The sequence below is a fragment of the Blastocatellia bacterium genome, from assembly GCA_025054955.1.
GTDB lineage: Bacteria > Acidobacteriota > Blastocatellia > HR10 > J050 > JANWZE01.
In genome coordinates this window covers 1-18,178 of record JANWZE010000082.1, presented here as the reverse complement: position 1 = coordinate 18,178, position 18,178 = coordinate 1, and the positions used below count along the sequence as shown (strand labels likewise).

The window sequence follows — 18,178 nt, the reverse complement described above, 5'->3', positions numbered from 1 at the left end:
GACGCCGCTGTGGCCTGGTGGGTGGCGTTGGTAGCGAAAGCGCCGTCGCCGCTTCGCTCTGCCGGCGCACTCCAAGATAAAGTCAGGAACGCAAGAGCATGCGATGTGGAGAGCGGCGGCAAGCCCCAAAGGGCGCGACGCCGCTTTGGCCTGGTGGGTGGCGTTGGGGGCGAAAGCGCCGTCGTCGCTTCGCTCTGCCGGCGCACTCCAAAGATAAAGTCAGGAGCATATCAGAATGCGTTTTGGAGTGATGCGCCGAGGACAAACGGCGGTCGGTTCTTGCCATTGATGAGCCCACCGGCCATCAATGACAGCGGCGAGGTCGCGTTCTCCGCTGCTTTCGGAACAGACATTCGGTCGCCACAACAAGGCTGTTTTCTCGCCTCAGCAGGGACGCTCCGTGCTATAGCTCTCCAAGGGGAGGAAGCTCCAGGCCTCGATGAAGGCCGCTTCTCGCACTTCACCTTTCCTCTTCAAGGTGCTCTCATTTTTCCTTCGGTGCTCACTCAACCTTTCGTGTCACTAAACAACTCTGGTGAAGTTGCCTTCAGAGCCGGAGCGACAACAAGTCGCGGTAGTGCCAGTGGCATCTTCGTGATCTCCGGCAACCGTCGTCACGCCGTCGTCACTACGCTCACGCCGCTGCCGCTAGGAGCTTCATTTGCTGAATTCTCCGATGTCTCACTCAGTCAATTTGGCCTAGCTTTTGTCGCGTTCGTTCCCGGCAATGGCTTCGGAATTTATACGGCCTCTGACGAAGGATTCGGGCGGGTCGCTCTGCCAGGTCAACCAATCTTACCTGATAACGTCATTGCTTTCGTACGTGCCCCGGCCATAAATCGGCATGGAAGCGTTGCCTTTTTCGTACAGGATTTCAGGCGAATTGAATTTTTCCCGTCGCTTCCGCCTCCCACCGGTTCAGGTATTCATCTCTTTACTGATGCTGGTTTGCGGCAGTTAGCCGCGCGTGGTCAGGCGGCGCCAGGGACGAGCAACCAATGGCTGACACTCTTTGGACCGCCCGCATTGAACAATCGAAACGAGGTGGCGTTCCATTCGGTTTACAACCTTCGCCGAATCTCATTCGAGCCAGGATTTCAATTTATCGGCGGCATCTTCCAGCACGCCAGCGGCCGCCTGAACGCGGTTGCGCTAGACGGTCAACCAGCGCCAGGCACTGATAGCGGTTTGTTCTCCGATTTTGGCACTCCAGCATTCTTCGAAATACCAGCTCTCTTTCCGTTTGACCTGGGCCAGAGGCACCGGGACGCATTTCGATGAATAATACCGGCGCTGTGGCTTTCCGCGCGTCGCTCACGGGCGGTCGCGCCAGTAGCGGCATCTTTGTCTCTTCAGGAGGCGTGATCACGCCGGTCGTCTTGAGCGGCCAGGTGGCGCCGGGCACAGGTGGTGGTCGGTTTTCCAACTTTGGCGCTCCTTCAATCAATGATCATGGCTCAATCGTCTTCCAGGCCAGCATTGAAGGGGGAAGTCGCGGTCAGGGGCTATTTATCGCCAGAAACGGAACGATCAGGCCGATCGCATTGACGGGAGAGATTGCGCCGGGCACTGCCGGCAAAACGTTCATTAGCTTCTTTCAACCGCTGATCAACAATAACGACGCAGTTGCTTTTCAAGCAACCTTGCCATCGAGGGCTCCGAATCCCTTCTCTTTTGAAGAAAGACTCTTTCTGGCAGTGGGCGACATGATCTTACCGGTCGCCTTACAGGGGCAAGAAGCGCCCGGCACCGGCGGCGGTATTTTCTCTCGTTTTTCCCCCGATGTGAGGATCATTCAATTCCCAATCCTATCCCCCATGGTTTTCACCGCCAGGTTCTCGCTCGACGATTCCAACGCGGTGGCGTTCACTGCCGAAGTGACGGGAGGCACGGTTGCTTCCGCGATCTTTCTGGCCACGCCGACCGAAAGGAGAGCGTTGTGAGTTTCACAAGAGTGACACTAAACTTCTTAGCAGCGTGCTGTTTGTCGGTTATATGTCCTATGATTGCCTGGGCGCAAAACAATGAGGTGAGTCTTTCCGCCGGCGGTGGTGGAGTGCTGAGCGGTGGAAAGAGTGTCTCCGCGCCAGCCTGCACCCTGGCATATACCCGGCATCTGACGGATCATCTGGCCGTGGAAGGCGCATTCGAGCTGTTTTATATCCGAGGAGATGATTTCGCTGGAGCGCAGGTGGCTGCGCTCTATCATTTCCGGCCAGCCGATGAAACCCGACGATTCATTCCTTATGTCACGGCAGGGATCGGAAAAACCTCCACCGATTTTACTGAGATCGAAGGTCAAGTGGTGATCCGGCTGGGTGGGGGGTTCAAGTATTACTTTCTGGAAAATCTAGGTCTGCGGGTAGAGCTTCGTGATGAGATCATCCGCACGGGAGGCAGCGGATACTATCCCCTGCCCGGCTCACCACAGCACTTGCTGAGCGTTCGAGCCGGCGTGGTGCTTCGCTTCTGAGAAACGATTGAGAGGCTTGATGACCAGCACATAGACGCAGAGGCATCGGCTTTGGTGTTTCGGGGACTCATCCATGTGTTTCGCATACGCCACGAAGGATGAAAAAATTCTTTCGCGTCGTTCATGTGTTCCGCAGGCTAATTTCGTACAATAGGCCAAAGAGAGGCCCCATGTGATGAAGCGAGACGGAGAGCAGCAATAGAACTGCCCAAGCGGCCGTCTCCGATCTTGTGTGCGCGTCTGGTATGAGTGCGTCCCAGCGAGCCGACATGTTTACAGCCTTGCATAGCGAGCCGCCCCCCAAGCCCCAGCAGGGCCACATACCAAATGGCGAGTGAAGATCGCAGATGCCCGCTCGGTCAGATCATCTCTGGGCATGCTTTTGGCTCCATGAGCATTGGTCTTTTCCCTTCACACTTGGCGTAAGACTCTGTGTGAGTCTGTCCAATCCGTGGTTATTGCTTGAGGGTTGGTGATGAATCTCGTCGTCTTTATCGTTCTTTGGGCATCGCCTCGCAGTGGGAGTTTAACCACAGAGCACTGAGCCACCATTGACATTGAGCACTTCCCCTGTGATGTGACGCGCCAAGTCTGACGCGAGAAACAGAATCGCGCCGGCCACATCTTCAGGCGCGGCGACTCGTCCAAGCGGAATCTGCGATTCAATTTGTCGTCGTTGTCGTTGATCACGTAGTGCCGGCGCCGCCATCTCTGTATCAACCCAGCCGGGCGCAACACAGTTGACGTTGATGCCGAAAGGGGCCAGCTCAACACAAATGGATTTGGTGAAACTGATGACGGCTCCCTTGGCGGCGGCATAGCAGGAGTAATTTGCTTCTCCCCGCTGACCGGCAGTTGAGGAAACAAGGATGATCTTCCCGCGATGTTGTTGCTTCATCAACGGAGCAGCCACATGACAACAGGTATAGACGCCTTTCAAATTGATGGCGATGACTCGATCCCACAATGACTCATCCAGTTGATCAATCGGCGCCCCGTGCCAAATGCCGGCATTGGCAACCAGTATGTCTACTCGCCCAAACTTCTCCACTGCGACTTTGAACAGTCGGCGCGCTTGCGTCAATTTGGATACATCGGCTTTGACAGCAATGGCTCCAACTCCATAACGCCGAGCCTGCTCAACAATCGTCAGCGCAGCCTCTTTCCGTTGGAAGTAATTGACCACAACATTAGCTCCGGCCTGGGCGAACATTAGGGCCGTTGCCGCACCGATCCCGCGCGACCCACCGGTAATCACAGCCGTCTGATGCTTCAGTGAGATCATACTGAACAGGTTCTAAGATGAAATCACAGCCGTTTGACGCTCCAGTGTGATCATACTGAACGGTTGCTCAGAACTTAATCAGCGCCAGCGGAGACGACCACAGACACATCATCCACGCGAGCGCGGCGGGTTGTGCGGCTCTCGCGCAACTTCAGCGCCCACAACCCCGTCAGCAACGGTCCAACAGCCATCACCAATAAAACCGGACGAAATCCCCATGTCGCGGCAAACGGTCCGATCAATGGAACGCTCAGCGAACCGACACCCCAGACGAATCCCATCAACATCGCTGAAACTGTTGACGTGTGACTCGGAGCCAGTTCTTGCGCTTGCGTCACATTGACGGCAATGACTGACATCAACGAGGCGGTCCCAAGTAAAAACAGAGTTAGACCCAAAATGCCGGGGAGGAACAATCCAAAGCAGATGAAGACGGTTGTCAGCAATCCGGACAATGCATTCAATTTTCGTTCGCCAAACCTCTCAGCCAACGCGCCGCCCAGAAAGCTCCCCAGCGCGCCCGCCAGCAGAAATGCGGACATGGCTCCACCTGTCGCCTGCAAACTGTAACCCTGGTCTCGCAAAATGAACGGCAAAAAGTTAGCGATCAATAAGTGCAGCGAAGCACGACTCAGAGAAACGGCATACAGGACGATCAACGGCCCACGCGCGCCGGCGTTGGTCAAAAAGGAAAGATCAAACCCCGTCTTGGGTCGGTCGCCGGGCGATTGTTTCATTGGTGGGCAATAGAGATACAAGAAGAGAGAGATGATGACGCCGAAGCCAATGATCGAAACGGTCTTTGACAGGTCGTTATCTCCGACCACATAAGCAATCATCAAAGGTCCGATGGCAACGCCCAACGTGCCTGCCGACGTAAATATGGAAACCGCAACGCGCCGCCGCTCACCACCTGATTGCGAGACCAATGAAGCGGCCTGTGGATGGAATGCGCCTCCGCCAATACCGCCGAAAAACAAACATAGCAGTAGCAGCCAATACGAAGACGCAACGCCAATCAGGGACATAAAGATGCCCGTGACCGCCGGCCCCAACACGGCAAACATGCGGCGACTGTACCGATCCGAAATGAAGCCATACAACGGCTGTAAAAAAGCGGCGGTCAGCGAAAGCGTGGGCACCAGGAAAAAAACCTGAACCTCGCTCAATCGAAGCTGCGCGGCGAGCAGTGGCAGCAGCGGATAAATCGTGCTCGAATAGGCATCATTGACCAAATGGCCCAAGCTCAGTACAGCAACAGCTCGCTTGTCCAATCGGGTGGGTTCGACATGTTCTGCTTTTGACTCTGTCCACATGATCTGTTCGGTTTTACTGGCGAACTTCCCTGACCTGCTCAATGAACCATGCGAATAACCGACGCGAAAACGGATCGGCAGCAAAACTCAATTCAGGATGCCATTGCACGGCCAGCATGAACTGCTCTGGCACTGTATTGACTAGCGCCTCGACAACTCCATCCGGCGCCCAGGCGATCGGTTGCAGTCCATGACCGATTCGATCAACGGCTTGATGGTGCAGGCTATTGACGCGAACGACCGTGGTTCCTGCAAGTTGAGCTAAGATCGAATCGGCAGACAATGCCACCCGATGCGACGGGTGGTCATAGGGCATTGATTGCTCATGCTCGATCTGGCTGCCCAACTGATCAGAGATGTCCTGAATCAATGTCCCGCCACGATAGACATTCAATGATTGCATCCCGAAGCAAATCCCTAAGACAGGCAGATGTCGTCGTTCGGCGCTCTTCAGGAGCAACATGTCTACCTCATCCCGCTGCTCGTGCACGTCGCCTAATCGTGGATGCCGTTGCTGGCCGTAGCGAGCCGGATCAATGTCGCTCTGGCTGCCCGTCAAGATGATGCCATCGGCGCGCGATGCCAACTGATCAATGTAAGACTCATCGGGAATCAGCGGAACATAAACCGGAATGCCGCCCGATTCAAACACGGCCTCGGCATAGTGGCGACGTAGATAGAAAGTTTCCTTCGCAGGGTTCCAGCGCATGGGTAGTAGTATCAGCGGTTCTTTCATGAGTTTGGTCTATTGCGTCGCAAGTTCGAGAGCTTACCGGCTCATTGCAGGTCTTGTCAATTTCGCTGCCACTGTAACATTGTTTCAAGGGCAACGCTCACGGTGGCAGACTATATGCATAAGGGTTGACATCAATTGAGCACGAGGGCGGCGCATTCGGTGGCTGCGATTGTTCGTTGACCCCCGCTGGAAAAAGCAATATGCATGTGAGAGAATAAAGAACAAATGAACATCTCGACGTTGAAATTAGAGCGCCTGGGACCAATTCAACAAGCGGACATCTCGTTCGGTGACTGGACAGTGTTAGTCGGCCCGCAAGCGACCGGCAAAAGCATCTTTCTGCAGTTCCTGAAGCTAGTGGCTGACATCGGCTACGTTCATGATGAATTGCGCAAGCACGGGATTGACTGGCGCGGCTCATTGCCGACCTTCTTAGATGTATATTTCGGCGAAGGGATGCAAGAGATTTGGCGTAATGACACCCCTCCGAGCGCCCTTGTGGTGAATGGGCAACCGTATGATGCTGGAAAGCTGGTGCGAGTGCGTAACCGCAAGAAGAAGCACACAGTCTTCTACATTCCCGCGCAACGGGTGCTTTCATTGGCTAATGGCTGGCCCCGTCCGTTTACAAGTTTTGCGAGCGAAGACCCGTTCACAGTGCGGGATTTCAGCGAGACATTTCGGATTCTCATGGAACAGGAATTAGGTCGTGCGGAAGCCTTATTCCCCCAAACGAATCGGCTTAAGAAGGAGTACCGCGATCTACTTTCTCAACATGTTTTTGGTGGATTCGGATTGCGCGTTGATCGGCACGGTGCACAAAAGCGGTTGGTGTTGCGGCGGAGTGATGCTAGCAAGTCCATTCCCTATTTGGCTTGGTCAGCAGGACAACGTGAATTTGTGCCGCTGCTAATGGGATTGTATTGGCTTATGCCTGCCGCGAAAGTAAAACGACGGGATCAAATCAACTGGGTCATCATCGAGGAATTGGAAATGGGATTGCACCCGAACGCCATCTCTGTCGTCTTGCTATTGATCATGGAGCTTTTGTGGCGGGAGTACAGAGTGTGTATCTCCACCCACTCAACACATGTGCTCGATGTAGTTTGGGCAATGCAGATGATGCGCGAACACAAAGTCGAACCGAGTGATTTGCTCGATCTATTCAACGTGAGCAAGACGAAGCCGATGAAGGAGGTCGCTTCCGCCGTGCTACAAAAAGAAGTCCGAGTCTACTACTTTGGCCGCGATGGTCAAACGAGGGACATTTCTAGATTAGACCCCGGCTCGGAAGAGGAAAGGGAAGCCGGCTGGGGAGGCCTCACTGAATTCAGCGGGCTTGTGAATAAGGTCGTGGCCGACGTGGTGAACCGACATGGTTAACTAGACCTGAATTATGACCTTCCAGGAAGCGGTCAACCTAACTTCGAACCTCAGCCACCATTACCGGCCTGGATTGCAGGCCTTGTCTGACAACGATGCCGCCCGCATACGATACACCAAGCCTCAACAATTGAGCGGAAGTGTTAATTTGGACAGTGCCCTCAAAGAGTCCTATCCAAACGAGCCCCGCTGGGACTACGGCATCGGAGTTCGCCGCAGCAATAGCGAAGTTGCCGTGTGGGTAGAAGTGCATCCTGCGTCATCCCATAGCATCACAGGCATGCTAGGCAAATTGGAATGGCTGAAAAGTTGGTTGTCTAACCACGCCCCAGCACTGAACAAGATAACCCAGGGCGACTATTACTGGGTGTCCACCGACGGTCGTATCGCAATTACACCAAACTCTCCCCAGGCCAAAAAATTGGCCCAAGCCGGCCTGCGTGGGCCGATGCGAGTGTTGCGTTTGTAATGATACAGTCGCCATCAGAGTGATCGTTTCCACATTGGTGCCTGAAAGAAGGGAATCCCTCCGACAGTGTGTGGAATTAAGGAATGGCCCGAGGAAATCAAACGCGTCGGCAGCGAGCCATCGTGCACATAAGGCCCAAAGCGATTGGAGAAAGCGCAAGCGCAGTGTAAGCAGTGTGAGGTGAGTTGAGCCGACTAGCCTGAAGACCAAAGCGTCGGAAACAACAGAATCCGTCCCCTAAGGCCGTGTTCAACCAAACCTGGTAACAGCCAAGACTCCTCTTTTCCCACTTTTGAGCACTCTTCTCTGAAACGGCTAGTCACTGTTGCCAGGCGATGAGGAAATTTGCTACTGTAAGGCCTCCTAGGCACGAAATCAATCGAGAAGGAGTCAGAATAACCGTGAACAAGTCATGTCTGATTGCCATTCTGATCGTCTGTATGCTGCCGCAGTCGGTGGTCAGTCAACGCGCCGCCGCCACTGAACAAATTGCTCGTCTGGTCGAAGCCATGAAGGATAAACTGGTGGCGACCCGCCGAGACTTTCACATGTACCCGGAACTCTCCAACCGTGAAGAGCGCACCGCCCGCGTCATCGCCGAGCGATTGCGTCAGCTTGGATTGCAGGTGAAAACCGGTGTGGCCAAGCACGGCGTTGTGGCGCTGCTCAAAGGCGACAAGCCAGGTCCCGTTGTGGCCTACCGCGCCGACATGGACGCGTTGCCGATCGAGGAGACGATTGACGTGCCTTATAAATCGCGTCATCCCGGCGTCAAACATGCTTGTGGCCACGATGTTCACATGACCATTGGACTAGGCGTGGCCGAAGTGCTCAGTCAGATGAAAAGCTACATTCCTGGCACAATCAAATTCCTATTTCAGCCGGCTGAAGAAGGCCCGCCAGCCGGCGAAGAAGGCGGCGCGTTGCTGATGATTAAAGAAGGTGCGCTGGAGAATCCCCGCCCATCAGCGATCTTCGGATTGCACGTCATGCCGCTGATGGAAGTCGGCACTATTGGTTACAATGTCGGCCCCGTCATGGCGTCGGCTGATCGCTTCACCATTACGATTCGCGGCAAAAAGGTACACGGCGCCTATCCGCATGAAGGCATAGACGCCGTTGTGGTGGCCGCTCACGCGGTCGTTGCGCTTCAGACGATTCGATCGCGTCGCACAAACACACAAGACCCGATTGTCCTCACTATCGGAAGCATCCAAGGGGGAAACCGGTTCAATATCATCAGCGACGAAGTCAAACTGGAAGGAACCGTGCGAACGTTGAACGAACAGACACGCAGCATGGTTGAACAGATGATTCATCAAACGCTCAAAGGAGTGACCGAGAGCTTTGGCGCCAGTTACACGATGAGTTACATTCCAGGCGCAGCCGTCACCATCAACGATCCCCAGCTCGGGCAACAGATGCTTCCCACAGTTCGCCGCGTCGTCGGGCTTGATCGCGTGTTCTCATCGCCGCCGCAAATGGGCTCCGAAGATTTCTCCTACCTGGCGCGAGAGGTGCCAGGCTTCTTTTTCTTTCTCGGTGTTGGCAACAAAGCCAAAGGCATCACCGCGATGATCCATACGCCGGAGTTTGATGTGGATGAAGACAGTCTGCTCGTCGGCACCAAAGTGGCTGCCAATCTATTGCTCGATTACCTCGAGCAAACGGCCAAATAGAAAGGCCTCAAGCGCGAATATCGAAATGCTAAACGGGGCCAGCGATGATGATGGGCCTGTCATGTGGCAGCAACCATGCGCTTAACAACAGTCACAAGCCCATCACGTCACGTCCTGGGCATTGGAATTTGCTTCGGGGCTTGTTCCTGAAGTTGAGACTCGCTCCTTTCGGAAGCGCGCATCTGCCGCCATATCAACCGGCTGATTTGCCGGCCTATCCGGGTAGCTTCTGGAAACTCGTTGGTCCGGGGGCTGTGCTGCTCGGTCTTTCCATCGGCGCAGGCGAATTGATTATTTGGCCAACGGCTGTGGGCCGTTTTGGCACAGGGATGATTTGGGCGGCTGGCGTAGGCATTCTCTTGCAGATGATCATTAACCTTGAAGTGGCGCGATACACGCTGGCCACCGGAGAAACCGCGTACACTGGATTTTCACGCATTTGGCGCGGCTTTGCTCCTTTGTTCATTTTGATCAACATCACTTCCTGGTTGCTGCCCGGTTGGGCTCGCAGTTGTGGTGAAGCGATGCGAGCGTTATTTCTAGGCCCGCTGGCCACGCCGCAGGAAGGCGGACCCGATTGGCTTTGGACAACGCTGACATTTGCGCTGGTGGCGCTGACGCTTTTTGGACCAACACTGATTTACAAATCTGTCGAACGTTCGACCTCAGCGATGGTCATCATCGTGCTCGTTGGCTTATTGTTGTTGGCGTGGTTGTCTGGTTCGCCTCGTCTATGGCAGGAGATTGGCCAAGGCGCGCTCAACGTTGGGTACAAGCACCCGGCGATCAGTTACGCTGAGTTTTTCAGTTGGATCGTCTTTGCCGGCGCGGGCGGCACGGCCAATCTCTTTTTCAGCTTTTACCTGCGCGATAAGCACATGGGCATGGGCGCGCGACTGCCGGCTCTGACCAGTATCTTACGTGATCGGCATCCACGCGATTCATTGACCGGCTATCGGTTCGTCGAGAACTATGCCAATGCGCGCCGGTGGCGACAATGGTGGAAACATGCGATTCAAGACCAACTGCTGTTTTTCTGGCTGCTCAACAGCTTTACGATTTTTCTCTTCATCTTCGCCTCATTGGCCGTTGTCTACCCGATGACGCAACAAGGAAGTATCCAGTGGCACGGCATGCAGCCATTTTATCAAAACAAGGAAATCACATTTCTCTCGCTCGAAGCGATTGCTTTGGGGCAGATTTTCAAGCCGGCCACAACCGTTTTCCTGCTCGTCGCAGTGGCCACATTGATGTCAACGCAACTGACATTGGTTGACGGCGTCGCCCGCAGCATCTCCGACATCATCCATACCAATTTCGCCTTTGGACGAGCGCGGCCATTAGGCTTTTGGTATGCCTTGGTGGCAACGCTGTGGATGAGCCTCGGTTGCCTGCTGACTTATGTGCTGGAAACATCAACGCGAGCGCAAGGTTTCCTCTTTCTGACGGGATTCGTTGGCGGGATTGCTATGGCGATTTACTGCCCAGTGACGTTGCTCATGAATCGCCGCTTGTTGCCACCGACGGCTCGTCCAGGCGTGATGATGACAACATTGATGTCGCTCGTCAGCGCGTTTTACATTGGCTACGCTGTCTTCTCGATATACAACCTGGTTGCATCATACACGTAAGGCTCACCGAGCAGCCTCAGTAGCGCCGTTTCAGTTCAGCATCCGCCGGGCGAACATACAATGCAAGGAGTTCTGCTGCCGATGCGCTGTGTCCTCGTTCAGCTTCCTGAACGGTCAAGGCAACAACCGCCGGCGCCAGATATGGAACGTCTTGAATAACGACCCAGGCATCCTTCACCGATCGGATGAAGGGTGAAATGATGATGTTTTTCCTGGCGGTGGCAGCTTCATCCTGTAAAACATCCAACGATGCCAGCACGCCATCGCCGATCAACGTGAGCGTCGGTTCATCAATCAGTGAAGCGTACACAAGCCCCGGCAAGGCAAGGCTCGGATCGGTCAGCGATTCAACTGTGCCGTCTTGATGCACATCGAAGAGCTGGGCATATACCTCGCCCCTGAGCGCGTCCAAACAAACACAGACCAAGCCGATCGTTCCCGCAGCCCGCGCATGAGCGGCTAATGATGAGACGCCAACAACCGGCTTATTCAACGAATGAGCAAATCCCTTGATAGTGGAAAGCCCGACGCGCACGCCGGTAAACGAACCAGGCCCGACCGTCACACCAAACAGATCAATCTGATTCAGGTTCAGACTCAGCTTCCTCAACAGCAGATCAATCTCCTCGTGCAACTGCCAGGAATGAGTTGCAACCGCATCAACCGCCAACATGCCGAGCGCCTGCGTCCCGCGCGCAATCGCTACACTGCGCCGACGCGAGGTTGTATCCACAGCGAGAATCAACGGAGCAGCAGCGGAACGAGCTGCGTCTGCTGTGAAGTCACTCGGCCCTTGGTTTGACATGCTCAAGGCGCGATTATATATTTTGCCGCCGAACTTTTCGAGTCACATGCCGCCGCTCTGAATCGCAACATGGACAAAAGGCAGACGCCCATGCTCAGACAGTACCACGAGGTGAAGCGCCAATATCCGGGGACGTTGCTGTTTTTTCGTCTGGGCGATTTCTACGAGATGTTTTACGAAGACGCGATCATCGGCGCCAAGGAACTGGAGATCACGCTCACGGCGCGGCACCGCGAGCGAGGTCAGCCGATCCCCATGTGCGGCGTCCCCCATCATGCAGCGACCGGCTACATCGCCAAATTGATCCGCAAGGGCTATCGCGTGGCCATCTGCGACCAAGTAGAAGAACCGACCAGTAGAACCCGCCTGGTCAAACGCGACGTCGTGCGCGTGATCACGCCGGGAACGGCGGTCGAAAGCCAATTACTGGAGGCTAGCGACAATAATTTTCTGGCAGCGATTGTCGGCTATGAAGGCGCCGCCGGCGCCAGCTTCCTGGATGTTTCGACCGGCGAATTCTGGGCAACGGAACTGACCGGCCCAGAGGCTTGGAAGAAAATCGTTGAGCAACTGCACGTCTTTTCCGTGCGTGAGATTCTCTATCCGCCTTCGCTGGAGGCGCTGGTGCGACAGGCATCCACGACAAACCAAGCTGAGACTGATACCGACCGCGATGTCGCCTCACCGGCAACCTTTCCAGAACGAGCCGTTCTCACCATCATGGATGAATGGCTGTTCAACTACGAACATTGCCACACGCTCCTGTGCGATCATCTGGGCGTGACGTCACTGGACGGTTATGGACTCGGCGACAAACCACTGGCTGTTAGCGCCGCCGGCGTCGTCGTTCATTACGTGCGAGAGATGCATCGGGCTGAAGCGACCCATATCACCGGCATCTCGTTTTTCCAGCCGAATGATTACATGGTGCTGGACGCCACGACGGTTCGCAATCTGGAATTAGTTGAATCGCTCGATGGCGAGCGCGATCATACGCTGCTGAAAGTCATTGACGCTACGCACACGCCGATGGGCGCGCGACTGCTGAAACAATGGCTCTTGAGACCATCGCTGAATCTTGGCGAGATCAATCAACGGCTCGAAGCTGTAGCCGAATTGAAAGAACAGACCATTTTACGCGATCAACTGCGTCAGGAATTGAACAAGGTGCAAGACCTCGAACGCCTGATCGCTCGCATCAATCTGGGCACAGCCAGTCCGCGCGACCTTGTTGCCCTGCGCCATAGCGCCGAAGTGATTCCGCCCATCAAGTTCATGCTCGGCGGAGCCGCTTGCTCTCTGTTACAAGTTTTACAAGAGAGCCTTGATGAGTTATCCGATGTGCGACAGTTGATTGAAACGGCCATAGCCGACAATCCGCCGGTCAATCTGAACGATGGCGGCGTCATTCGATCCGGTTACAACGCTGAGCTGGATGAACTGCGCGCGATAGCGACTAGCAGCAAGTCACACATCGCCGCGATTGAGCAACGTGAGCGCAGTCGCACGGGCATTCAATCGTTGAAGGTCAAGTACAATAACGTCTTCGGCTATTTCATCGAAGTGAGCAAAGCCAACCTGCGGCTCGTGCCGGACGATTACGAACGCAAACAGACACTGGTCGGCGCAGAGCGATTCACCACGCCTGAGCTGAAGCAATATGAAGCCAAAATCCTTGGCGCTGAAGAGCGCATCATGGAGTTGGAGACGACGCTGTTTCAAGAGATTCGTCGTCAACTGGCAGCCGAAACGCGCCGCATCCAAGCGACGGCCAAGGCGCTCGCGTTGCTGGATGTGCTGGCCGGACTGGCCGAGACGGCAGCACGCCGCCATTACTGTCGGCCCATGCTCGATCATGGCGACGAGCTTGACCTGAAAGCGGCTCGCCATCCTGTGCTTGAAGTGATTCAAGGCCGGTTCGTCCCAAACGATCTCTATCTGAACAACTCCACCGACCGCCTGTTGGTCATCACCGGCCCGAACATGGGCGGCAAAAGCGTCTTCCTGCGGCAGACCGGCTTGATTTGCATTCTGGCTCAGATCGGGTCCTTCGTCCCCGCCGACAGCGCGCGGCTCGGTCTGATTGACCGTATCTTCACGCGCGTCGGCGCGTCCGACAACCTGGGACGCGGACGCTCAACATTCATGGTGGAGATGATCGAAACGGCCAACATTTTGAACACGGCGACACCGCGCAGTCTGGTGTTGCTCGATGAAGTCGGACGCGGCACGGCCACGTTTGACGGCCTTTCGCTCGCCTGGGCGATTGCCGAATACATTCATAATAACGCCAACCATGCAGCCAAGACGTTGTTCGCCACACACTATCACGAAATGACGGAACTGGAAAAGCTGCTGCCCGGCGCGCGGAATTATCAAGCCGCCGTCAGGGAGTCCCGAGGCGAAATCCTATTCCTACATAAGATCATACCGGGCAGCGCCAGTAAATCCTATGGCATTGAAGTGGCCCGCTTGGCCGGATTGCCCAAGTCGGTCATCGAGCGTGCCCGCGAAATCTTACAGAATCTCGAAGCCAACGAGCTGGACCCAACCGGCAAGCCCAAACTGGCCGAACATCTGCCCTCGCGCGGCGAAAATTGGAAGCATCAACCATCTCTTTTCGACGCGGTCAACACATCGGTGATCGGAGAAATTCAACAACTGGACGTTGAACGTTTGACGCCGGAGCAAGCCAAGCAGATTCTCTCCCAGCTTCAGCGACGGCTGATGTAATCGGCGGATCACTTCGTCGGCGCCCAGTAGCCGGAGCGGGCATGCGCCTTGGCGTTAGGCACACTCAATTCCACGCGCAACGAACGCCACGCGCCATCGCGTTTGGTATTGGTCGGATGGTAACCGATGCTGTAAAGTGTGCTCAGCTCGGCGCTGATCTGATGATAAATAGCGCTCAACTGCGAGAAATCTTTCAGCGGAAAGACGCGACCGCCTGTCCGCTCAGCCAGGTGGCGCAGTTCTTGGCGAGCCAGTTGATAAAGAGCGCGCGCAATCTGCACGCGTTCTTCAACGCTGAAGAACCGAGCGTCACGATAAAATGCCGCCGGCTCTTCGGGACGGTAGGCACGCCGATACTTTTCCAATTGAGCCGCCGACAATGTCAATCGTGGTCTGCCTTTGCGCTCGCCTTTCAAGCCCTGGATCATGTCATCGAGTGTGTCTACTTCGATGAAATATGCTGTGATGCCGCTTCGTTCCAGCAGTTGACTGGCCTGCTCGAAGCTGTAGTAGCTGGAGGTGTCCACGCCGTCCGAGAGCACAATGATCGCTTTGCGCTCACCGCTCGCTTGTCTGACCAGCTCCTGCGCTGACAGATAGAGCGCATCATAAAAGTTCGTGCCCGCTTCGGCGGGAATGCGCGCCAGCGCCTGCTTCAACTTTGTTGGTGAGCGCATCAGATCAGCTAATAGCACTGTCTGCTCACCAAACGCAACCAAGCCGGCTCGATCCTGCGGGCGTAGACGATCAAAAAAGACCTCAGCAGCCTGCTTCACGAGCGGCATTTTTTCTTGCATGCTGTTGCTATCATCAATCAGCAGCAACATGTCAACCGGCGCGTCAACAGCGGCAAAATAGACGATCTCCTGCCGCTTGTGATCCTCAAAGACTCTGAAGTGCTCCGCCTTCAGCGCCGGCAGCGGCCGACCATCGGTCGTGGAAACGACCACCGTGAAGGAGACCAGCTCGGACTGCAATCGAACCACTGTGTCATCCTCGACCGGAGGTTCCTGTGGCTGCTGCGCAAAGCCCGCGATGAGCGGCAATACGAGGAGCGCCGTGAGCCAGACAGCCCGGACGAACCAACCGAGGTGACTTCTAAGCTGGTTGCTGCGCCCTGATTTCATATTCGCTAACAAGCATAAAATTGTGATGCAGTTTCTGCAACACCTCTCAAGATAGCTTGGCAGGCCCCGGCCGCTCCTCTTGCACCGCTCATCTTCGAACCGTATAATTCAGCGCCTCGGTGCGAAGAAGAACATGGCTATGCTGAGAGTCATTACGAATCTGCTTGTCATCTTCGGCTTGATCGTTCCTCTCGTCGTGGCACAAAATGCCAAGAAAGTGCCTCGTCCTGATCCCGAACAGATCATCCTGGGCACCATTGGCGTCAATTTGCCTGTCACCGTCGTGGATAAGAAAGGGCGATTGGTCACCGACTTAACAGCCAATGACTTCATCGTCCTGGAAGATGGCCAACGGCAACAGGTTCAGTCCCTCTCCAAGGAGAACGAATTGCCGTTGAATATCAGCCTGCTGATGGATGCCAGCAACAGCGTGCGGCCAAAACTGAAGTTCGAAAAAGACGCGGCAATGAGTTTTCTCGATACGGCCATTCGGCGCGGCCAAGATGAAGCACTGCTGGTGGCATTCAGTAGTCGTGTGGAGCTCATTCAAGATTTCACCGACAACCTGGAAGACCTGCGCGACGCGATTCATTCAGTCAAAGCCAGCGGCACAACGGCCATGTACGATGCCATCTACCGCGTCTGTGAAGAAAAAATGCCGACCGCGCCCGGTCGTCGAGCCATCATTCTGTTGTCTGACGGTGAAGATACGGCCAGCCGGTATACTATCGAAGAAGCCATCGAAATGGCGCAAAAAACCGAAGTCACCATCTATTGCATCGGCACAACCAATGCTGGCCCGTTTGGCGTCGTGCGCGGCACCGTGGATGCTCCCGGCAATAAGGAATTGATCCGCATCGCCGAAGAGACCGGCGGCAGAGCCTATTTCCCTGCCAGCTTGGACGAGCTTGATAAGATTTTCGCCGACATTAGCGCAGAATTACGCGCGCAATACATCCTGTTTTACGTCTCAACCAATCAGGCGCGTGACGGCAAGTTTCGCCGGGTTGAAGTCAAGGTGGCCAACCGCGACGGTCTGCGGGTGCGCGTCAAACGAGGGTTCACAGCCCCCTTGGGCGATTCGTTGCTCTAATCACTTCGGCAACGCTTCAATCACGGGAGCGCATCACAAGAAGCCATGCGACAACAGCTTTTCTCTTTGCATTTGGTGTGCCTGCTGCTGGTCGTCATCCTGACGCACGGCTGGGCTCCGGCTCAATCATCGAGCCAGAATCCACCAACGCCAAGCAAACCGCCAGCGCAAGCCCAGCCCGCCGCCGCGCAGGAACAAGACGACGAGCCGCCGATTGATTTGACATCCCGTCTGGTTAACGTCTTTTTCAGTGTTCAAGACAAGCGAAATGCGTTGATCACTGATCTGCGTCAAGAAGACGTGCAAATCCTCGAAAATGGCCAGCTACAGGAAATCTTCATCTTTACCCGCCAAACGGACTTGCCACTGACGATTGCGCTGCTTTTGGACATAAGCGGCAGCATGCAATATGTGCTCCCCCAAGAAAAAGCTGCGGCGGCGCGTTTCCTCAGCACGATGGTTCGGCCGATGAAAGACTCCGTGGCGATCCTTCAGTTCCGTGATGAAACGATTCTGGTGCAAGATTTCACGTCGTCTATGGAGCGATTGGAACGAGCATTGGAATCGGTTCGGTACACGCCGCGCACTACCACCGATAACACGAGCAAATTCGGCGGCACATCGCTCTATGATGCGATTTACGTCACTTGCCAAGACCTGCTCGGACGCCAGCCCGGACGTCGCACCATCATCCTGATGACGGACGGCGAAGACACGACAAGCCGTTATAAAATAGGTGATGCCATTGATCGCGCGTTGCGAGCCGAAGCAACCATATATGCCGTTGGCATCGGCGACCGATTTCGCTTCGGCGTCAACGAGGGCGTGCTGAAAAAACTCTCGCAAGAAACCGGGGGCCGCGCCTACTTCCCTGAAAACCCCGAACAACTTGACGCAGCCTTTCGCCAAATCGAAGAGGAGCTCAGAAGCCAGTATTTGATTGCCTACTATCCTTCCAACACGGCGATGGACGGCAGTTTCAGGAAGATTGAAGTACGCGCCCCAAACCGCAAAGACCTGCGTTTCCGGCATCGGCTCGGTTACTACGCACTGAAAGGAACTCAGCGATAGCTCCCGATATTTCCCTGGCTGGCCTCACACAGGGGCCTTCGATAGGGGATGATTAGCTACGCGCGTCGCTCCAGCAGAAATTTACTACCAGCTCCTCTTATAAACAACCATTTTCATGCTTCGTGGCGAGCGCAGAACTCATGGACGATTCCTCTGGAAATAACCATTTTCATCGTTCGTTGTGGGCTCATTGCCCATGAGCGATTTCCTTGAAAACAACATTTGAGCGATTCCTCGGAACCACCGCTGATGAACATAGATGGACAGTACCAATTGCGGGTTTAAGAATTCGGTCCTATCCGCTCACACGCATACTACGCGGGGGCCCACAGCGAGGCCCCCATACAGGCCTCCCTATCTGCCCGCTTTCCTGGCGA

General features: G+C 55.1%; 15 protein-coding genes. 10 read left to right on the top strand and 5 right to left on the bottom strand.

The genetic code is table 11. The annotated features are described in order from the left end of the window. The 3 genes from NZ823_10770 to NZ823_10760 form a co-directional block, all read left to right on the top strand. Positions 1 to 1,281, top strand: a 1,281-nt coding sequence (locus NZ823_10770) for a hypothetical protein (GenBank protein ID MCS6805607.1), incomplete at its 5' end; no start/stop codon positions are given. After that, the gene (locus NZ823_10765; protein ID MCS6805606.1) at positions 1,278 to 1,943 is read left to right on the top strand and encodes a hypothetical protein; all 666 of its coding nucleotides are present in this window, start codon (positions 1,278 to 1,280) and stop codon (positions 1,941 to 1,943) included. The genes NZ823_10770 and NZ823_10765, both read left to right, overlap by 4 nt. Next, entirely contained in the window at positions 1,940 to 2,473 is a 534-nt protein-coding gene (locus NZ823_10760; GenBank protein MCS6805605.1) for an outer membrane beta-barrel protein, read from the top strand. The genes NZ823_10765 and NZ823_10760 overlap by 4 nt, the downstream gene beginning before the upstream one ends. Positions 2,474 to 2,999: 526 nt before the next feature. Here the strand turns inward: NZ823_10760 and NZ823_10755 are convergent. The 3 genes from NZ823_10755 to NZ823_10745 form a co-directional block, all read right to left on the bottom strand. Beyond that, a complete protein-coding gene (locus tag NZ823_10755; GenBank protein MCS6805604.1) occupies positions 3,000 to 3,758 on the bottom strand; it encodes a 3-oxoacyl-ACP reductase FabG in 759 nt (252 codons plus the stop codon). Between the two features lie 74 nt (positions 3,759 to 3,832). Then, positions 3,833 to 5,074 carry an MFS transporter gene (locus NZ823_10750; protein ID MCS6805603.1) on the bottom strand — a complete coding sequence of 414 codons (1,242 nt, stop codon included), beginning with the start codon at positions 5,072 to 5,074 and terminating at the stop codon, positions 3,833 to 3,835. Positions 5,075 to 5,087: 13 nt separating this feature from the next. Next, on the bottom strand, positions 5,088 to 5,783 hold the full coding sequence (locus NZ823_10745) for a gamma-glutamyl-gamma-aminobutyrate hydrolase family protein (protein MCS6805602.1): 696 nt from the start codon (positions 5,781 to 5,783) through the stop codon (positions 5,088 to 5,090). A 252-nt stretch (positions 5,784 to 6,035) separates the two neighbouring features. Between NZ823_10745 and NZ823_10740 the strand changes: the two genes are divergently transcribed. The 4 genes from NZ823_10740 to NZ823_10725 all read left to right on the top strand — a co-directional run bounded on the left by NZ823_10740 (position 6,036) and on the right by NZ823_10725 (position 10,972). Continuing rightward, positions 6,036 to 7,193, top strand: coding sequence for an ATP-binding protein (locus NZ823_10740; protein MCS6805601.1), 1,158 nt, complete (start codon positions 6,036 to 6,038; stop codon positions 7,191 to 7,193). A gap of 13 nt (positions 7,194 to 7,206) precedes the next feature. After that, a complete protein-coding gene (locus NZ823_10735; GenBank protein ID MCS6805600.1) occupies positions 7,207 to 7,662 on the top strand; it encodes a hypothetical protein in 456 nt (151 codons plus the stop codon). A 401-nt stretch (positions 7,663 to 8,063) separates the two neighbouring features. Further along, positions 8,064 to 9,341 (top strand): amidohydrolase, encoded by a 1,278-nt coding sequence (locus tag NZ823_10730; protein ID MCS6805599.1) that lies wholly within the window; start codon positions 8,064 to 8,066, stop codon positions 9,339 to 9,341. A 152-nt stretch (positions 9,342 to 9,493) separates the two neighbouring features. Further along, positions 9,494 to 10,972, top strand: a complete 1,479-nt coding sequence (locus NZ823_10725) for an Nramp family divalent metal transporter (GenBank protein MCS6805598.1) — start codon at positions 9,494 to 9,496, stop codon at positions 10,970 to 10,972. 16 nt (positions 10,973 to 10,988) lie between these two features. On the opposite strand, the gene tsaB is transcribed toward NZ823_10725, so the two are convergent. Beyond that, a complete protein-coding gene (gene tsaB, locus NZ823_10720; GenBank protein ID MCS6805597.1) occupies positions 10,989 to 11,777 on the bottom strand; it encodes a tRNA (adenosine(37)-N6)-threonylcarbamoyltransferase complex dimerization subunit type 1 TsaB in 789 nt (262 codons plus the stop codon). Between the two features lie 90 nt (positions 11,778 to 11,867). Between tsaB and mutS the strand changes: the two genes are divergently transcribed. Beyond that, positions 11,868 to 14,510: a DNA mismatch repair protein MutS gene (mutS, locus tag NZ823_10715; GenBank protein ID MCS6805596.1), complete on the top strand. Its 2,643-nt coding sequence runs from the start codon at positions 11,868 to 11,870 to the stop codon at positions 14,508 to 14,510. A gap of 8 nt (positions 14,511 to 14,518) precedes the next feature. Here the strand turns inward: mutS and NZ823_10710 are convergent, their stop codons facing one another. Beyond that, positions 14,519 to 15,496, bottom strand: coding sequence for a VWA domain-containing protein (locus NZ823_10710; protein ID MCS6805595.1), 978 nt, complete (start codon positions 15,494 to 15,496; stop codon positions 14,519 to 14,521). A 280-nt stretch (positions 15,497 to 15,776) separates the two neighbouring features. Here NZ823_10710 and NZ823_10705 point away from each other — a divergent pair, with 280 nt between their 5' ends. Further along, the gene (locus tag NZ823_10705; protein ID MCS6805594.1) at positions 15,777 to 16,730 is read left to right on the top strand and encodes a VWA domain-containing protein; all 954 of its coding nucleotides are present in this window, start codon (positions 15,777 to 15,779) and stop codon (positions 16,728 to 16,730) included. 45 nt (positions 16,731 to 16,775) lie between these two features. Beyond that, the gene (locus NZ823_10700; protein ID MCS6805593.1) at positions 16,776 to 17,801 is read left to right on the top strand and encodes a VWA domain-containing protein; all 1,026 of its coding nucleotides are present in this window, start codon (positions 16,776 to 16,778) and stop codon (positions 17,799 to 17,801) included. Positions 17,802 to 18,178 lie beyond the last annotated feature (377 nt).

Coding starts and splice junctions, on each gene's coding strand:
- NZ823_10755 (MCS6805604.1), bottom strand. CDS start 3,758: ATGATCTCACTGAAGCATCAGACGGCTGTGATTACCGGTGGGTCGCGC.
- NZ823_10700 (MCS6805593.1), top strand. CDS start 16,776: ATGCGACAACAGCTTTTCTCTTTGCATTTGGTGTGCCTGCTGCTGGTC.
- mutS (MCS6805596.1), top strand. CDS start 11,868: ATGCTCAGACAGTACCACGAGGTGAAGCGCCAATATCCGGGGACGTTG.
- NZ823_10705 (MCS6805594.1), top strand. CDS start 15,777: ATGCTGAGAGTCATTACGAATCTGCTTGTCATCTTCGGCTTGATCGTT.
- NZ823_10750 (MCS6805603.1), bottom strand. CDS start 5,074: ATGTGGACAGAGTCAAAAGCAGAACATGTCGAACCCACCCGATTGGAC.
- NZ823_10765 (MCS6805606.1), top strand. CDS start 1,278: ATGAATAATACCGGCGCTGTGGCTTTCCGCGCGTCGCTCACGGGCGGT.
- NZ823_10745 (MCS6805602.1), bottom strand. CDS start 5,783: ATGCGCTGGAACCCTGCGAAGGAAACTTTCTATCTACGTCGCCACTAT.
- NZ823_10735 (MCS6805600.1), top strand. CDS start 7,207: ATGACCTTCCAGGAAGCGGTCAACCTAACTTCGAACCTCAGCCACCAT.
- NZ823_10740 (MCS6805601.1), top strand. CDS start 6,036: ATGAACATCTCGACGTTGAAATTAGAGCGCCTGGGACCAATTCAACAA.
- tsaB (MCS6805597.1), bottom strand. CDS start 11,777: ATGTCAAACCAAGGGCCGAGTGACTTCACAGCAGACGCAGCTCGTTCC.